This is a genomic window from Bacillus paralicheniformis (assembly GCF_002993925.1).
GTDB classification, from domain to species: Bacteria; Bacillota; Bacilli; order Bacillales; family Bacillaceae; genus Bacillus; species Bacillus paralicheniformis.
This window is the reverse complement of the sequence record NZ_CP023665.1, coordinates 768,580-785,386: the sequence shown is the minus strand read 5'-3', so window position 1 is coordinate 785,386 and position 16,807 is coordinate 768,580. Positions and strand designations below refer to the sequence as shown.

Here is a 16,807-nt window from a genome sequence, read left to right as displayed (position 1 = left end):
TTTACACACCTTCTCCTTTGCTAATAGAAACCTTGCTGAGATCGGGAACGATATTGATCCACGTTTTTCCCGGCACAAACGGAACGGTCTTGCCGTCCGTCTTCGGTATGATCCGGCCGTTTTCGTTCTTCCAGCTGATCCGATGGACTTCCCCGTTTTGCAAAAGGAGTCCTTTTCCGCCTGAACGAAGGTCAATATCCCTTCTCCCGTACGCATCTTTCATATGATGTTCGGCTTCCGCTATTAGAATGTTTTGAAGAACAACCGGTTCTTCTGTTTCAAGGTCTGTTGTCAAAATACCGTCTGACTTTCTCACATAGCCTTCAACCTTTTTATCATAACCATATTCGACACGGTTTGTAACGGATTTTGTTCCGTAATCTAACCGTATAGAATAAAGCGCATCCGAAGGTTTGTCAGGGCTTGCTTTAAAAGTGAGCGGTTCTGTGCGGGTTTCGATGGCATATCCTTTGTCATCTGCTGCTTGCTTTACATTTTTATATGACGTGTACGAATTATGCGGCGCTTCCCGAAAATCGGCCCTCCAAAACAGGCTGCCGTCGTAATCCATCCCATTGATATGATCGGCGTCGCCGTTCAACAGGCGGCTTTTTGCACCCGGACTCCAGCCGTGATGCACCAAGAGGCTGTCAAAACCGAGAGCCAAATCAATGAAATACTCCCGGGCGCTGCGGACTGGGCCAATCGCTTCAGGCATGTCGCTTTGATAGATCGCCAACAATCGTGTGATCGGTCCTTCACTGAGAGCTTCAATGACAATGTCAGCCTTGCTTAATCCCGACTGCGGCCGTGCTTTTGAATGATTGTTCACCACAACGGCAATGGGCCGCTGCCGAATATCTCCGTCCGCCTTCAATCCTGTCAGCGGATGAATGTTCTTTTCCTTTTCCTGCTGTTCCTGCGACTGGCACGATGCAAGCAGTAAAAGAGAAGCAAAACAAAGCAGTACTCTTACATATCGATTCACCATAGATTAGCTCCCGCTCTTTTATATTTTAACGCATTATCGATGGAAAGAGTACAGTTTTTTTCATCACATCAAAGATCCCTTTCGGCGTCACCCTGATATAAGGCAGATGAGTGCTTTGCAAAAAGAGCAGGGTGTAGATCGGGTCGTCAAACGTATAGCCTCTTTCAAACAAAAGCTCTTTTAACGTCTTTTCCCTTTCAAGCACCTTTTCATACATCTCATTTGATGCGCCGCCGCTTAAATGAAGAGGAATTTCGTGCAGGATTTTTCCGTTTTCCGCTAATACGATACCTCCCCCGATTTCTTTCATCCGCTTGAAGGCCAAAAGCATGTCTTCCTTGTTTTTGCCGACCGCGATAATATCTCCCGTTGTCGAATAGGAGCTGACGAACCCTTGGACGCGGGTTGCAAAGCCTTTCAGCATCGTATTGACACGCCATTTTCCATATTTGTCGAACAGCGAGAGATAGCTTTCATCATGGTCAAAAGAAAGCTGGTTGACAGAATTGTCAATCTCAATCGTATAAGGCTCCATAATCACGGAATTCCTCATTTTTAAGCCTAGCGGCATGGAAAACTGCAAGTCATCCATCGTTAGATCATATGAAAGGTTCAGAGGGACAAGACCCCCTTTTTGCCAATCCGGAACTGAAAACGCATTCATATTTACGCCGCCTGATTTGATCAGCCGCCCTTTTGCCAAAACTGTCTCCGGATTCGGTTCATCAGGGCTATTCAAAATGTTGAGCGTTGCGTATCTGCCCGGTGCCACCACACCGAGGATATCCTCCATATGATAATACTTAGCAATATTAAACGAAGCCATATTATAGGCATCGATCAGCGGCACGCCCTCTTCGATGGCAATTTCAATCAGCTTGTTTGTCATGCCTTCTTTATAAAAGTTCGGCGTTGCACCGTCCGTTGTATAAAACATATGGTCATAATGGTGAAAGCCGTCTTCGTGCAGCTCGCGCAAAATCTTTCGCAAATCAGGACGGATGGAAGACTGCCTCAAGCCGACGTGGTATCCAAGTTCAAGCCGCTTCAGCACTTCCTTTCCAGTCATGGATTCATGATCTGCATCAGCGCCGAAAAGCTTCATCTTCGTGAGCGTTTTTTCCGATGCTCCCGGAAAATGACCCTCGATCCGCTTTCTCCTTCTTTTCGTGCACTGCATGCAATGAAGGAGCAGATCATCGCCGTCCAAGAGGCGCGGCCAGCCTGTCATTTCTCCTCCCTGGATGACGTCCGGGTGTTCTCCCCAACGTTTTCGGTAATCGATCGATAAAATTTGATCTTCATTCAACACTTCAGTCTGCAAGTCATACCTTGACCACCAATAGTAGTGGACAGGCTGTTTTTTCAGTTCTTCCAATATAGAAAACGCTTTCTTTTTTCCGCAATGCAAAAGCAGAAACAAGTTGTCATTTACGAATGTCGTCGTTCCAAACTGTGACACATATTCAGCCAAAGTTTGGGGATTATAAATTTGAAAAGGATGGACATGCGGCTCAATATACCCGGGTACAATGTATTTTCCTTCACAATCTATTGTAGTTTTAACAGCCGTCTTCGGCAAGTCACGGCCGACGTAAACGATTCTGTCATGATGAATCCATACGTTTGCCAGAATCCATTGCTTTACATACGGGTTCAGTACAGAGGCATTTCGTAAAAGGAGCGTTGGCTGCAGCCTTGAACTTACAACATCAACTTGCGATCTGATGTGTTTATTTTTCCAAATTAAGGTGCGTTCGGACATTCACATACTCTCCTTTACATGTAATGATCCTATGTTAACACATTTACTATCGTCACGCATTACCAATCCGTTACAATTTTTCGAAAAAACACTTTATTTAATTATTTAAATAGGAGGAATGAAGCATGAAGCAAAACATCGGACTGTTTGACGCCGTTTTTCGCATTGCCTGCGGACTGACGATCCTGTCGGCGGCAGCGGCAAAGTTTACGAGAAAACCGTGGTGCAGAATGACGCTTTTCTGCATGTTTATGGGGGCGATGAAGGCCGCTTCCGGCATCTTGCGATTTTGTCCCATGACATATGTTTGCCAAACTTATATGAAGCAGCAGGGAGAAGCTGGCGAACAATCGTAAAAAGCACCTTTTATAGGTGATTTCAGACCGTTGACAAAATAGGTCGGATTTCTAAGGTCCTGCCTATTTTTTGTCCAGTTTATTTTGTTTTTTCGATGAAAAGGCCGGCGGTTAGGGCCTTTCCATGTCCATTCATCTCAGCGAAAACAAGCATCGCCTGCATGGACAATTTTTTCTTTCCCCACAGGGTTGTCCAGCGCAGGCCATGCTTGTGTTTTAAATCTGCAAAAAACCCGTTCGATGGTTTCGCGCATGGAGCGATGCCCAAACACGTATTGAATCAGAACCATTTTGATCAATACAACGGGATCAATGCTTGGACGTCCTTTTGAAGAATAAAGAGGGGCAACTTTTTCATAAATAAATGAAAAATCCATGGCTTCTTCCATCTTCCTGACCAGATCATCTTCAAGGACAAGTTCACTTAAGGCAACGACTTCAAGCTGTTCACGCTGATCTTTTGAGTGCTTGGACAACATAGTAAAACCTCCAAAATCTAGATTCCACTCACATTTTTTTAAAAAAAGCTTGTCGATGAAGCCACTTTTTATGCTTTGTCGACAAGCTGAAAGCATCCCAAACCGGGATGCTTTTTTCTATTCGGTCAATTTTTCAATCTGGCCCATCACATCGCTGATCTGCTGAGCGCTTTGTACCAATTCTGACTGCTCCAGCTTCTCGACTGTTAATTTTCCTTCCTCAACACTTTTCAAAACATCTTCAGCGCTTTTTTGCAGTGTTTTATTATGCTTCTCGATGGTGTTATGAATCTCGGCTGCGGCATCGGGAGGGGTTAATTCATTAAAATCGGCTGCAGCCTGCTGGATAGACTCAAGCTGAGTTTCCAGCTTTTCTTTTGCACCCGTGTCGTTTACAGCCTGTTCAGCCAAGGAAGGCGCCTCCTCCGCAAATGTCTTCACTTCTTGGATATAGCCGGCCGCTTCATTTGTATAGTTCAATCCGTCATTCACCTGATCAAGCATTCCGCATCCGCCTGCACCTAAAAGGCCCATTCCGGCAAGAACTATAAGAATTCTTTTCATTGTTTGCCTCCTTATCGTTTCTTTTTCATTTTTTCTTTCAAAATCGGAATTAATTTTTCTTTCGCCAAAGGCAGACCTTTCTTCACCAATTCACGCTTCAGCCATTTCCCGAGCTTAGACACGGTCAGTCTCCTTTCCCTTTTGATAAAAATGAAAAAACTCCACCGATTTGGTGAAGTGGATAAACAAAAAGACCTTCACCAAATCAGATTTGGCAAAGGTCTCGCTAACAATTAGATTGCCAGCAAAGCCGGGGATCTAGGACATCCCGTAATGACGACTTTACTGTGACAGCTACTCCCCTTTGGAGTATTCATTTTTATTACTTTCATTTTAAGGCACAAGGCTTATCCAGTCAAATTCCTGCTGGCCGGCTTATGAAAGAAATGCCCTGTCCGTAAAAAAACACCTTCTTGGGAATGAAAGTGGCAGATTGGTGACGAAATCCTAAAACGGTTTAAAGTTTTAGGATTTCGTCATCTTTTATAGGGGCTTTTTTTATATTGAATGAGGTCATTTTTGCAAATGCTCTCTTATACAATCTTCACATAAAATCAAGCCGTTGCTCTCCAGAAACCTTTTGACATGGGTGATTCCTGATAATCCGACGGGCTTGTCTATGTAATAAAATGTCTCGTCTTTTGATATTTGTTTTTTACACCTTTTGCACTTTACATGACTCATATGCTTTCTCCTTCCCTATCACTGTCTTAATAAAATGGTACTAAAGGTTAGGCGATTTTTCCACCAACAACAAAAAAGCACCACTTCAGGCGCTTTTAAAATTAGTATGGCGCCGTTTTCCCCGCTGACTTCACCCGCAGACGGAATTGTTTCAAGCCGTACATGCTGCTGTCCGCCATCGGCGCGATCGCAAGCTTTTCCATCGAAGAATACTGCTTGAGGAGCGCCTCAAGAGCGATCGCCGCTTCCAGCCTCGCGAGCGGAGCGCCTAAGCAGAAATGGATGCCGTGGCCAAATCCGATATGCGGGTTCGGATGACGGTGAATATCAAATTCGTGCGCCCTCTCAAATTTCGCTTCATCACGGTTGGCAGAAGCAAGAAAAGCGACGACGCCTTCTCCTTTTTTCAAACTTACTCCTCTGATCTCGGTATCCTGTTTAACGAAGCGCACGATCATCGGCGCGGGCGCCCGGAAACGGACGGCTTCCTCGACGGCCTGCGGAATCAGTTCAGGATGCCTTGCGAGCTCGTCATACGCACCCGGTGTTTCGAGAATGCTGTAGACCGCATTTGAAATCAAATTGGTCGTCGTTTCATTCCCCGCCATCAAGAGCAGGTTGCAAAACGGAACCAATTCATCAGGAGAAAGCTTGTCCCCTTCTTGTTCGGCTTTGATCAAGAGCGAAATCAAGTCATTGCCGAGGTTTTGTCTTTTCTCTTCGATCATCTTTTCAAAAAACGCGGTCAGCTCTTCTTCGCCTTGATCCCTGATATTTTTCCACTCGTTCACATCTTCTTGCCGGTCGCTCTTCGGCAGGCTGACCAACACGTCGGACCATTCTTTGAAATGGTGCTTATACACTGAAGGAACGCCGAGCAATTCCGAAATGACGATGACGGGCAACGGATATGAAAAATCCTGTACAAGGTCGATCTCTTCCCTGCCGCGGATTTGAGCGAGCAGTTCATTCGTCAGTTCGCGAATGCGCGGCTCCCACTCTTTCATGACACGCGGAGTAAAAGCCTTGTTGACGATCGATCTGATTCTCGTGTGTTTCGGTGGATCCATGCTGATCAACGTTTTCGCAAACGTATTGCCGGTTCCAAGCTGATGGAACTGATTTGAAAAAAACTCTTTGTCGCTGATCACTCTTTTGACATCGTCATAACGGAACACACTCCATACCTTGCTGTCTTCATCATAGTGAATCGGTGATTCGGTGCGCATTTTTTCATACCATGGAAACGGATCATACGGGTCTTGTCTGTTCTTTCCGTTAAGCAGCGCTTTCTGAATAGGGTTCTGCTGTTTTGTTTGACTCATTCGCTTTCACTCCTTCGGTTCTTGTCAGCTGATTCATGAAGTTCAATATGTTAGTTTAAAATTAAAAGAACCCACCGGATCATTCAACCAACAAGTGGAAAAGAAGTGTCGAAAAAGTGTTTGAGGAGGCGGCTGAAGTGGCTGACAGCTATCGCGGGGACAAGCGGATTACAAAATCGAAAACAAATTTAAAAAAAGCCTTGTTTGAACTGCTTGCTGAAAAAGAATGGGGAAAAATCTCTGTACAGGATATTACGCAACGGGCAAACTTGAATCGAACGACATTTTATCAGCATTATCAAGATAAATACGATTTGCTTCATCAAAATATGAGAGACATGTTTGAAGTAATGAAAGAGGATATTTTTTCGCCGCTTGATATAGATTGCAGCGGGGAAAAGCCTGAAGCGTACTGGTATGTGCTGCGCTTTTATCAGCATTTACAACAGAACTGCGATGATTTTGCGATTATCATCAACAGAAGATATGAGCTGAACATTAAGGAGCTGCTCAATGACTTTTGGAATGACAGCTTTTTGACGGGAATCAAAAAAACGGCAGCTGCCGATACTAACCGCTCAGTGCCTCTTGATATCCAGCGGCGATTTGTGATTTCCGCCTTTGCAGGCACAGCCGCATGGTGGCTTGAAAACGGCATGCCTTATCCGCCCGAATTGATGGCTGAATCGTTGATTAAAATGATCCAAAAAAATTGACGGCAAAAAAAGAGACAAAACGGGTGCTCCCGCTCTGTCTCTTCACCGGTTATTTCTGCGCTGCCTTGAGCGCACGCGCGCCGATATCCGTCCGGTAAAACAGCCCCGGTTTTCTTACTCGTTCCACCGCTTGATAGGCTGCTTCCCTGGCCGCTTCAAACGTCTCGGCAAACGCCGTGACATTGGCGACGCGGCCGCCGTTTGTCACAAACTGACCGCCGCTTTTTTTCGTGCCAGCGTGAAAGACGACGGTCTGTTCCATATCAGGCTCAAGCATGCCGATCGGCGTGCCTTTTTCATAGCTTTCCGGATAGCCGTCAGATGCAAGAACAACGGTGACTGCCGCCGTATCCTTCCACTTCAGCTCCACTTCTTTGTCCGCGAGGAGGTCAAGCAAGACTTGTACAAGGTCTGATTCAAGACGCGGCAGTACGACCTGGGTTTCCGGATCTCCGAATCTCGCGTTGAATTCGATCACTTTTGTTCCTTTTTCGGTTAGCATTAAGCCAGCATACAAGACTCCCGTAAACGAACGGCCTTCTTTAACCATCGCTTCGGCCGCCGGCTCCAAAATCGTTTTAACGGCGTCTTCAACGACCGCATCCGAAATCTGCGGCACCGGGGAATATGCGCCCATTCCCCCTGTATTCGGGCCTTTGTCTCCGTCAAATGCCCGCTTGTGATCTTGCGCGATCACCATCGGATACACTTTTTCACCTTTGACAAAAGCCATCAGCGAAAATTCTTCACCGCTCAAAAATTCCTCGATAACGACAGAGGCGCTTGCATCGCCGAACTTTTCATCTTCTAAAAAGTCATGCAGACACTGAACCGCATCTTCGGCTGTCATCGCGACTGTGACGCCTTTTCCAGCGGCAAGCCCGTCAGCTTTGATGACGATCGGCGCGCCTTTTTCCTCAACATACGCCTTTGCTTTTTCAAAAGATGTAAACGTTTCGTATTCTGCTGTCGGTATTTGATATTTTTTCATCAGATCTTTGGCAAACTGCTTGCTTCCTTCAATCACCGCTGCTTTTTTCGACGGACCGAACACCGGAAGGCCCGCTTCTTCAAATGCATCAACAAGCCCTTCGATTAAAGGGACCTCAGGACCGACAATCGTCAGTCCGATATTGTTTTCTTTTGCGAAAGCGAGAAGCCCTTCGTGATTGCCTTCGTCAAGATCAACGAGTACGGCGGTCCCGGCCATTCCGTCATTGCCGGGCGCCGCATATACAGTGCCGACAAGAGGGCTTTGCGCCGCTTTCCAGGCGAGCGTGTGCTCCCTGCCGCCTCTGCCGATAATCAATACGTTCACGCTGGTCACTCCCTTAATGTTTGAAATGGCGGATTCCGGTGAACACCATCGCGATCCCGTATTCATCCGCTTTTTGAATCGAATCTTCATCACGAACCGATCCGCCCGGCTGAATGATCGCCGTCACACCGGCTTTAGCCGCTTCTTCGACCGTATCAGGCATCGGGAAGAACGCATCTGATCCGAGCGCGCTTCCTTTCGCTTTCCCGCCGGCTTGCTCAATTGCGATTTTCGCGGAGCCGACTCGGTTCATTTGTCCAGCGCCGACGCCGATCGTCATATCGTCTTTTGCCAGGACAATCGCATTCGATTTGACATGCTTCACAACTTTCCAAGCGAGCTTCAAGTCAGCCCATTCCTGTTCGGTCGGCTCTCTTTTCGTCGGAATTGTGATGTCGGCGTCGTCAAAACCGTGCATATCCAGATCCTGAATCAAAAGCCCGCCTTGAACAGATGTCAGCTGCTTTTCGTTTTTCACAGGCTGATTGACATCAAGGGTCAAGAGGCGAAGGTTTTTCTTGGATGTTAAAATATCAAGCGCTTCTTCGCTGAATGCTGGCGCGATGATGATTTCCAAAAAGATTTTGTGAAGCGTTTCAGCCGTCGCTTTATCCACTTCCCGGTTCAAAGCGATGATGCCGCCGAAAATTGACGTTTCGTCAGCGGCGTATGCTTTGTTAAACGCCTCTTCGATCGTGTTGCCCGTCCCGACGCCGCAAGGGTTCATATGCTTGACGGCAACCGCAGCCGGCTCCGTGAACTCGCGGACGATTTGAAGTGCTGCATCCGCGTCTTTGATATTGTTGTAAGAAAGCTCTTTTCCGTGCAGCTGTCCAGCTGAAGCAATTGACCCTTTGACAGGGAGCGCACTTTGATAAAAGACTGCTTCCTGATGCGGATTTTCGCCGTAGCGGAGCGATTGCTTTTTCTCAAAGGTGACGGTGAACTGTTCAGGCTCTTTTTCGCCGGTTACCTTTGTTAAATAGTCAGCGATCAACGCGTCATACGCTGCCGTGTGGCGGAACACCTTCGCTGCCAACTCGCGTTTTTTCTCAAGAGAGACGCTGCCGTTTTCTTTCAAGTCGTTCAGTACAGGGCTGTAGTCGCGGGGATCGACGATAACCGCCACGTCCTGGTGGTTTTTCGCTGCTGCGCGAAGCATGCCTGGACCGCCGATGTCGATATTCTCAATCGCTTCTTCGAATGTGACGTCTTCTTTAGAAACCGTTTCTTTAAACGGATATAAATTAACAACGACAAGGTCGATCGGCTGAATTCCCTGTTCATTGAGCTGCGCCATGTGTTTTTCGTTGCCGCGGACGGCAAGAAGCCCGCCGTGAATATTCGGATGAAGGGTTTTCAGACGGCCGTCCATGATTTCGGGAAAGCCCGTCACTTCAGAAATGCCGATGACGTCAACGCCGTTTTCCTGAAGAAGTTTGCTTGTGCCGCCTGTTGAAATCACTTCTACGCCAAGCTCTGTCAATTCTTTTACAAAAGGGACAATGTTCGTTTTATCTGATACGCTGATTAATGCGCGTTTGATCGTCATTCCTTTTCACCTCTGCCATTTAGTTCAAGAAGCTCTTTGATTACTTCGGGATAAAGCTCATGCTCCAATTTGTGTATCTTTTCTTCAAGAGATGCGAGTGTTTCGCTTTTTTCAAGCTCGACGGCGCGCTGGGCGATAATCGGACCGGTGTCCATGCCTTCGTCAACATAGTGAACCGTGATGCCCGCCACTTTCACACCCGCTCTGTACGCCTGTCCGATCGCGTCGATGCCGGGAAACGCCGGCAGGAGCGACGGATGGATGTTGATGATTTTATTCCGGTAAGCCGACAGAAGCGTATCGCCGATCAGTCTCATGTACCCCGCCAGGACAATCCATTCTGCTCCGTGGAGGCGGAGCTGTTCAACGATCACTTGTTCAAAAGCTGCTTTATTTTCGAACGATTTCGGCTGGAATGCGAACGATGGAATTCCGGCTTTTTCCGCTCTTTCAAGCACTTTCGCATCGGGCTTGTCACAGACGACAAGGACGATTTCGGCATCCCAGTTCTCTTCTCTCATTCTTCTTGCGATCGCTTCAAAGTTCGTTCCGCTTCCTGATGCAAATACCGCGAATTTTCTCATGAAAGACCGGCACCGCCAAACTCAACGCCGCTTCCGGCTTTCACTCTGCCGATGAGATAGGCTTTTTCACCGTTGTTTTCGAGCGTTTGAATCACGTCTGTCATATCCTCTTCTTTCACCGCAAGGACAAACCCGATTCCCATATTGAAAACATTGAACATTTCCTCGGACTTCAGGCCGCCTTTCTCCTGAATGAACGGAAAGACAGGAGGGACGGGCCAGGAGCCGATGTCGATTTCAACACCGAGACCATCAGGCATCATGCGCGGCAGGTTTTCAATAAAACCGCCGCCGGTCACGTGCGCCATGCCTGCGATTTTACCTGATTTCACCGCTTCAAGGACAGGCTTGACATAAATTTTCGTCGGCTCTAAAAGCTCTTCGCCAAGAGGCCGTTCAAAAGGTGTATACGTCTCATCAAGGTTCAGACCGGCATCTTCAAGAAGAACTTTACGAACGAGAGAGAAGCCGTTGCTGTGAAGTCCGCTTGAAGAAAGTCCGATTAAAAGGTGCCCTTCGCTGATGTTTTCGCCCGTGACGATGCCATCTTTTTCAGCGGCTCCGACCGAGAACCCGGCAATATCGTATTCATCCTCTGTATAAAGACCCGGCATTTCCGCCGTTTCTCCGCCGACTAGCGCTGATCCTGACTGTACACAGCCTTCTGCGACGCCTTTTACAATTTCTTCAATTTTGACGGGGTCGGCTTTTCCGACCGCAAGGTAATCGAGGAAGAACAGCGGCTCCGCTCCTTGAGCGAGCACATCGTTGACACACATAGCGACGGCATCGATGCCGATCGTGTCATGCTTGTCCATCGCAAAAGCGAGCTTCAGCTTTGTGCCGACACCGTCCGTTCCCGAAATCAGAACCGGCTTTTTGTACGGCAGTTCTGACAGGTCAAACATGCCGCCAAATCCGCCAAGACCGCCCATTGCGCCGATTCGCTTCGTTCTTTCCACATGTTTTTTCATTCGTTTTACGGCTTCATATCCGGCTTCAATATCAACCCCGGCGTTTTTATAGCTTTCAGACAACACAATCCACTCCTTATTCCGCGCTTGTCCATTCGTAATATTCAAAATCAAAAGAGCAGCCGCATCGCTTCTGCTGCCCTTTATTCATTTCAGGAGGCGCGGCGCTTCAAGAGCGCCGGCCGGTTTATTTTGTCAAAACGGCTTCTTTCACGTGAGGAAGAACCGTATCCTGATAAATCTCGGTCGGGTATTTTCCTGTAAAGCAGGCCATGCACTGCCCGCAGTTTTCGTCTTCATACTGTCTTCCGATCCCGGAAAGGAGTCCTTCAATGCTCAAGAATGACAATGTATCGGCGCCGATTTCCTGACGGATTTCTTCCACTGAATGGGAGGACGCGATCAGTTCTTCATGCGTTGATGTGTCAATTCCGTAAAAGCACGGATGGGCAATAGGCGGGGAACTGATTCTGACGTGCACTTCCGTCGCTCCGGCTTCGCGCAGCATCGTCACAATCCTGCGGCTTGTCGTGCCTCTCACGATGGAATCGTCCACCATGACGACGCGCTTGCCTTCAACGACCCCGCGGACGGCTGACAGCTTCATTCTCACGCCCTGCTCCCTGAGCGACTGTGACGGCTGAATGAACGTTCTGCCGACATAGCGGTTTTTAATCAGTCCGAGTTCGTAAGGAATTCCCGTCGCTTCGGCATAGCCGATGGCCGCTGAAATGCTTGAATCCGGAACCCCTGTCACCACATCTGCTTCAATGCCTGATTCTTCAGCAAGCTTTTTACCGAGATTCTTTCTCGCGCTGTGGACATTAATGCCGTTAATATTACTGTCAGGCCTTGAGAAATAAATGTACTCCATGCTGCAGATCGAACGGTTGATGTTGATGGAGAACCGCTCAGACTTCATGCCTTCATCATTGATGATCAGCATCTCACCCGGTTCTACATCGCGCAAATATGTCGCGCCGACCACATCAAACGCGCACGTTTCAGAAGCGACGACGTACGCGTCGCCGAGCATTGCGACAGACAGCGGTCTGAGTCCGTTCGGGTCAAGCGCCACGATCATCTCCTTTTCCGTCATGATCAGGAAAGCATAAGCGCCTTTCAGCATGGAAAGAGCGTTTTTGATCTGATCTTTCAACTCGAAGTGGCCGCTTCTTTTAATTAAATGGGCGAGCACTTCCGTATCAGAAGACGTTTGAAAAATGCTGCCCTGGTTTTCAAGCTGCTGTTTCAGCTGAGTGGCGTTTACTAAGTTTCCATTGTGCGCAAGCGCAAGGCTGCCGTTGTTTTGCGAATGGAAAAGGAACGGCTGGACGTTTTCGAAGCCGCCGCCGCCCGCCGTTGCATAGCGGACATGGCCGATCGCTCCTTTTCCTGTCACCTTTTTGAGCTCGCCGTTTTGAAAAACTTCAGTAATCAGCCCCTGGCCTTTGTGGGCGGACATTTTTTCGCCGTCTGTCGCCACGATGCCGGCACCCTCCTGGCCTCTGTGCTGAAGGCTGTGAAGGCCGTAGTACGTAATTTGCGGTGCTTCTTCATGCCCCCAAATCCCAAATACGCCGCATTCTTCATTTAAGCCTTTGATTTCAGCAAGCATGGGATAGCTCCTTTCCATGCGCTTTCGAGCTCTTCTATCTGCGCATGAATCCATTGTTGTCCTTCCTGGCTTTGAACAGACAGCGCGCTGTCTGACGTTACTTCGCCGATGAGCTCGGCGTCTTTGACAAGCTTTTCGAACGCTTCTTGATGCTCTTTTTTCACAGAGACGATAAACCGTGATTGTGTTTCGCTGAATAACAATGCAGATTCGCCTGCAAGCGTTACATTGGCGCCGAGTCCTTGAGAAGATATGACGCTTTCCGCCAGCGCCACGCCAATGCCGCCTTCTGAGACGTCATGCGCGGACTGCACGAGCCCTGTGCGGATCGCTTTCAGAAGCGCTTTTTGACGCGCTTGTTCGACTTCCAAGTCGATGGCAGGCGCTTTGCCGTAAATCTTTCCTTCGGACAGTTTTTGCAGCTCGCTTCCGGCGAACTCAGGGAATGTTTCGCCGATGACATAAATCAAATCGCCCGCTGCTTTAAAGTGCTGTGTCGTAATATGGTCTGTATCTTCGATCAGTCCGACCATTCCGATGACAGGCGTCGGGTAGATCGCGCTTCCGTTTGATTCGTTGTAAAGAGAGACGTTTCCGCCGATGACCGGTGTGCTGAGCACGTTGCACGCCTCGCTGATCCCGTCTGCCGCTTTTTCGATCTGCCAGAAAATCTCCGGCTTTTCCGGATTCCCAAAGTTGAGGTTATCCGTAACGGCAAGCGGTTCTGCTCCGGAGCAGACGATATTGCGGGCCGCTTCCGCGACAGCGATTTTCCCGCCTTTTTCCGGATCGAGGTACAAGTAGCGGGCATTGCAGTCCGTTGTCATGGCAAGCGCCTTTTTCGTGCCGCGAATCCGCAGGACGGCTGCATCAGAGCCCGGTGCGACAACCGTGTTCGTCCTGACCATGTAGTCATATTGGTCATAAACCCATTCTTTGCTCGCAATAGTCGGCTGCTTTAACAGCTCGAGAAGCGTTTCTTTCGCATCTTCGACTTTTGGTGCAGGGACGTCTGTTTCAAGGAATTCTTTATAATAAGCCGGAACTTTTGACGGCTTATGGTAAACCGGCGCTTCCTCTGCAAGCGCATCAACCGGAAGATCGGCAACCATTTCCCCGTTGTGGAAAAGGCGCAGCATCTTGTCGTCTGTCACGTGACCGACAGCCACAGCTTCAAGATCATACTTGTCAAAAATATCGATGATCTCTTGTTCGCGGCCGCGTTCGATGACTAAAAGCATGCGCTCCTGAGATTCGGAAAGCATCATTTCGTACGGCGTCATCCCTGTTTCGCGCTGCGGGATCAAGTCAAGGTTCATCTCGATGCCCGATCCGGCTTTGGATGCCATTTCCGCGCTTGAACTTGTCAGTCCTGCCGCACCCATGTCCTGAATACCGACCAAGGCGTCTGATTTGATGACTTCCAGACACGCTTCAAGAAGCAGCTTTTCCATGAATGGATCGCCGACTTGCACAGCCGAGCGTTTTTCTTCTGATTGGTCAGACATTTCCTCTGAGGCGAACGTGGCGCCGTGGATGCCGTCGCGCCCCGTTTTCGCACCGACGTACATGACCGTATTGCCGACGCCTTTCGCCTGCCCTTTTTTAATATCTTCATGGTTGATCAAACCGACACACATCGCGTTGACAAGCGGATTGCCTTCATAGCAGCTGTCAAACTGAACTTCACCGCCTACGGTCGGAATGCCGATGCAGTTTCCGTATCCGGCAATGCCCGCGACTACTTCTTCAAACAAGTACTTCACACGCGGTGAAGTGAGTTCACCAAACCGGAGAGAGTTCAAAACAGCGATCGGACGCGCGCCCATTGAAAAGACGTCGCGGATGATGCCGCCCACACCTGTTGCAGCTCCCTGATAAGGCTCAATCGCTGACGGATGGTTATGCGATTCGATTTTGAAGACAACCGCCTGATTGTCGCCGATATCGACGATTCCTGCGCCTTCCCCCGGCCCTTGCAGGACGCGTTCGCCTTTTGTCGGGAACTTTTTCAGGATCGGCTTGGAATTTTTGTAGCTGCAGTGCTCTGACCACATGACCGAAAAAATCCCGATTTCCGTATAGTTTGGAAGCCTTCCGAGAATCGATTCAATCATGGCAAACTCGTCATCGCTGACACCCATTTGCTGATAGAGCTTCTCTTCCTTAATTTGTTCTTGACTTGGTTCAAGCAGTAGCGACATGAGTTTCCCTCCAATTTTTCACGATAGATTGAAACAGTTTAAGACCGTCGGCGCTTCCGAGCAGAGAATCGACTGCGCGTTCAGGGTGAGGCATCATGCCTAATACATTGCCTTTTTCATTGACGACGCCTGCAATGCCGGCGACGCTTCCGTTGATATCCGTTCCGTATGTGAAAGCGATTTGGTTGTTTTCTTGTAATCCGGCAAGCGTTTCTTCATCACAGTAGAAGTTTCCTTCGCCGTGGGCGACCGGAATCGTGATGGATTCGCCTTTGCCGTAGGAAGATGTAAAAATCGTTTCATTGTTTTGGACAACCAGTTCAACCGGACGACAAATAAATTTCAAATCTTTGTTGCGTCTCATCGCGCCCGGCAAAAGACCGAGCTCCTGCAAAATTTGAAAGCCGTTGCAGACGCCGAGCACCGGCTTCCCTTCTTCAGCCGCTTTTTTGACGGCCGGCATAATGTTTGCGAAGCGGGCGATCGCGCCGCATCTTAAATAATCCCCATACGAGAATCCCCCCGGAATGAGGACACCGTCATATTCATCAAGACTTGTTTCTGTATGCCAGACGTATTCAGCTTCTTCGCCAAGCTCATCCTTGATCGCGTGGAACATATCGATATCGCAGTTTGAGCCCGGCAGCACAATCACCGCAAATTTCACTGTGCGACAACCTCCTCGACTTCGTATCTGTAATCTTCAATCACCGTGTTGGCCAAAAGTTTTTCGCACATTTCTTTGACGAGAACGTCAAGGTCGCGGTCCGATTTTTCGATGGTGAGCTCCATGTATTTGCCGATGCGGACGTCCTGAACTTCTTTGTAGGACATGCTGTGCAAAGCATGCTGAACGGCGCTCCCCTGAGGATCTAAAACACTCTCTTTTAAGCTGACATACACTTTCACTTTGTACATATTACATGCCTCCAAGTCTTTTGAATATTTCTTCGTATGCATCCGTCAATCCGCCCAGGTTTCTTCTGAACACATCTTTATCAAGCTTTTCATTCGTTTCTTTATCCCACAGCCGGCACGTATCCGGGGAAATCTCATCGGCCAGCAGGACCTCGCCGTCTTTATCGCGCCCGAACTCAAGCTTGAAATCTATCAATCTGACATCGCAAGCCGCGAAAATCGTCTGCAGCTCTTCGTTTACCTGTCTCGTAATCGATTTGATTTTCTCCACCTGTTCAGGCTCAGCCGCGTTTAAAATCCGGATATGGTCTTCTGTGATCAGCGGATCGCCGAGCGCGTCATCCTTGTAGTAAAACTCGATAATCGGCTGCTCCAGCTCCGTGCCTTCCGGAATGCCGAGCCGTTTGGACATGCTTCCTGCAACGACATTGCGGACAACGACTTCAAGCGGGATGATCGTCACTTTTTTAATGAGCTGCTCCGTTTCTGAAATTCGTTCAACAAAGTGGTTGTTGATTCCCTTCTCGTGAAGCCTTGTGAAAATCAGGCTGGAAATTTCGTTATTTAAACGGCCTTTTCCATCAATCTCGGCTTTTTTTTCTCCGTTAAAAGCCGTCGCCGAGTCTTTGTATTCGACAAACAACGTGTTGTCATCATCCGTCAGGTATATCTTTTTCGCTTTTCCTTCATATAAAAGTTCATTTTTCACAATATTCACAGAAGGCCTCCTAACCCGAATGTTGGAAATATTTCATCTTT

The 16,807-nt window shown here is 48.4% G+C and carries 15 protein-coding genes and 2 pseudogenes; 2 read left to right on the top strand and 15 right to left on the bottom strand.

All coding sequences use genetic code 11. The features are described from left to right. Position 1: 1 nt before the first annotated feature. A complete protein-coding gene (locus tag CP943_RS04015) occupies positions 2 to 988 on the bottom strand; it encodes a DUF3048 domain-containing protein (RefSeq protein ID WP_023855595.1) in 987 nt (328 codons plus the stop codon). Positions 989 to 1,016: 28 nt separating this feature from the next. Then, positions 1,017 to 2,756 (bottom strand): adenine deaminase C-terminal domain-containing protein, encoded by a 1,740-nt coding sequence (locus tag CP943_RS04010; protein WP_025810321.1) that lies wholly within the window; start codon positions 2,754 to 2,756, stop codon positions 1,017 to 1,019. Positions 2,757 to 2,881: 125 nt separating this feature from the next. Here CP943_RS04010 and CP943_RS04005 point away from each other — a divergent pair, with 125 nt between their 5' ends. Then, positions 2,882 to 3,112 carry a YgaP family membrane protein gene (locus CP943_RS04005; RefSeq protein WP_020450448.1) on the top strand — a complete coding sequence of 77 codons (231 nt, stop codon included), beginning with the start codon at positions 2,882 to 2,884 and terminating at the stop codon, positions 3,110 to 3,112. A gap of 130 nt (positions 3,113 to 3,242) precedes the next feature. On the opposite strand, the pseudogene CP943_RS22940 reads toward CP943_RS04005, so the two are convergent. The 4 genes and pseudogenes from CP943_RS22940 to CP943_RS03985 form a co-directional block, all read right to left on the bottom strand. Continuing rightward, positions 3,243 to 3,363, bottom strand: a pseudogene (locus tag CP943_RS22940) (transposase); the annotation flags it as partial. Further along, positions 3,343 to 3,591, bottom strand: a pseudogene (locus CP943_RS04000) (transposase); the annotation flags it as partial. The pseudogenes CP943_RS04000 and CP943_RS22940, both read right to left, overlap by 21 nt. Before the next feature lie 117 nt (positions 3,592 to 3,708). Beyond that, a complete protein-coding gene (locus CP943_RS03995) occupies positions 3,709 to 4,155 on the bottom strand; it encodes a DUF6376 family protein (protein ID WP_105980772.1) in 447 nt (148 codons plus the stop codon). Positions 4,156 to 4,940: 785 nt separating this feature from the next. Continuing rightward, positions 4,941 to 6,164 (bottom strand): cytochrome P450, encoded by a 1,224-nt coding sequence (locus CP943_RS03985; protein WP_025810319.1) that lies wholly within the window; start codon positions 6,162 to 6,164, stop codon positions 4,941 to 4,943. Between the two features lie 137 nt (positions 6,165 to 6,301). On the opposite strand from CP943_RS03985, the gene CP943_RS03980 reads away from it, so the two are divergent. Further along, positions 6,302 to 6,880, top strand: a complete 579-nt coding sequence (locus tag CP943_RS03980) for a TetR/AcrR family transcriptional regulator (RefSeq protein ID WP_020450444.1) — start codon at positions 6,302 to 6,304, stop codon at positions 6,878 to 6,880. A 49-nt stretch (positions 6,881 to 6,929) separates the two neighbouring features. Here CP943_RS03980 and purD read toward each other — a convergent pair whose 3' ends face one another. The 9 genes from purD to purC all read right to left on the bottom strand — a co-directional run bounded on the left by purD (position 6,930) and on the right by purC (position 16,766). Then, positions 6,930 to 8,198 (bottom strand): phosphoribosylamine--glycine ligase, encoded by a 1,269-nt coding sequence (purD, locus tag CP943_RS03975; RefSeq protein ID WP_020450443.1) that lies wholly within the window; start codon positions 8,196 to 8,198, stop codon positions 6,930 to 6,932. Between the two features lie 13 nt (positions 8,199 to 8,211). Next, a complete protein-coding gene (gene purH, locus CP943_RS03970; protein ID WP_105980770.1) occupies positions 8,212 to 9,750 on the bottom strand; it encodes a bifunctional phosphoribosylaminoimidazolecarboxamide formyltransferase/IMP cyclohydrolase in 1,539 nt (512 codons plus the stop codon). Continuing rightward, positions 9,747 to 10,334: a phosphoribosylglycinamide formyltransferase gene (purN, locus tag CP943_RS03965; RefSeq protein WP_020450441.1), complete on the bottom strand. Its 588-nt coding sequence runs from the start codon at positions 10,332 to 10,334 to the stop codon at positions 9,747 to 9,749. Before purN ends, purH begins: the two co-directional genes overlap by 4 nt. Then, the gene (gene purM, locus CP943_RS03960) at positions 10,331 to 11,371 is read right to left on the bottom strand and encodes a phosphoribosylformylglycinamidine cyclo-ligase (protein ID WP_101561728.1); all 1,041 of its coding nucleotides are present in this window, start codon (positions 11,369 to 11,371) and stop codon (positions 10,331 to 10,333) included. Before purM ends, purN begins: the two co-directional genes overlap by 4 nt. A 124-nt stretch (positions 11,372 to 11,495) precedes the next feature. Beyond that, positions 11,496 to 12,926, bottom strand: a complete 1,431-nt coding sequence (gene purF, locus CP943_RS03955) for an amidophosphoribosyltransferase (protein WP_023855588.1) — start codon at positions 12,924 to 12,926, stop codon at positions 11,496 to 11,498. Continuing rightward, positions 12,902 to 15,130, bottom strand: coding sequence for a phosphoribosylformylglycinamidine synthase subunit PurL (gene purL / locus CP943_RS03950; protein ID WP_020450438.1), 2,229 nt, complete (start codon positions 15,128 to 15,130; stop codon positions 12,902 to 12,904). The genes purF and purL overlap by 25 nt, the downstream gene beginning before the upstream one ends. Continuing rightward, on the bottom strand, positions 15,114 to 15,797 hold the full coding sequence (purQ, locus tag CP943_RS03945; protein WP_080131266.1) for a phosphoribosylformylglycinamidine synthase subunit PurQ: 684 nt from the start codon (positions 15,795 to 15,797) through the stop codon (positions 15,114 to 15,116). Before purQ ends, purL begins: the two co-directional genes overlap by 17 nt. Continuing rightward, a complete protein-coding gene (gene purS / locus CP943_RS03940) occupies positions 15,794 to 16,048 on the bottom strand; it encodes a phosphoribosylformylglycinamidine synthase subunit PurS (protein ID WP_003179532.1) in 255 nt (84 codons plus the stop codon). Before purS ends, purQ begins: the two co-directional genes overlap by 4 nt. A gap of 1 nt (position 16,049) precedes the next feature. Continuing rightward, the gene (gene purC / locus CP943_RS03935; protein WP_105980769.1) at positions 16,050 to 16,766 is read right to left on the bottom strand and encodes a phosphoribosylaminoimidazolesuccinocarboxamide synthase; all 717 of its coding nucleotides are present in this window, start codon (positions 16,764 to 16,766) and stop codon (positions 16,050 to 16,052) included. Between the last annotated feature and the right edge of the window lie 41 nt (positions 16,767 to 16,807).

Bases quoted from the DNA above. Each gene is read 5' to 3' on its own strand.
- CP943_RS04005 (WP_020450448.1), top strand. From the start codon at position 2,882: ATGAAGCAAAACATCGGACTGTTTGACGCCGTTTTTCGCATTGCCTGC.
- purF (WP_023855588.1), bottom strand. From the start codon at position 12,926: ATGCTTGCTGAAATCAAAGGCTTAAATGAAGAATGCGGCGTATTTGGG.
- purL (WP_020450438.1), bottom strand. From the start codon at position 15,130: ATGTCGCTACTGCTTGAACCAAGTCAAGAACAAATTAAGGAAGAGAAG.
- CP943_RS04010 (WP_025810321.1), bottom strand. From the start codon at position 2,756: ATGTCCGAACGCACCTTAATTTGGAAAAATAAACACATCAGATCGCAA.
- purN (WP_020450441.1), bottom strand. From the start codon at position 10,334: ATGAGAAAATTCGCGGTATTTGCATCAGGAAGCGGAACGAACTTTGAA.
- purH (WP_105980770.1), bottom strand. From the start codon at position 9,750: ATGACGATCAAACGCGCATTAATCAGCGTATCAGATAAAACGAACATT.
- CP943_RS03995 (WP_105980772.1), bottom strand. From the start codon at position 4,155: ATGAAAAGAATTCTTATAGTTCTTGCCGGAATGGGCCTTTTAGGTGCA.
- purS (WP_003179532.1), bottom strand. From the start codon at position 16,048: ATGTACAAAGTGAAAGTGTATGTCAGCTTAAAAGAGAGTGTTTTAGAT.
- CP943_RS03985 (WP_025810319.1), bottom strand. From the start codon at position 6,164: ATGAGTCAAACAAAACAGCAGAACCCTATTCAGAAAGCGCTGCTTAAC.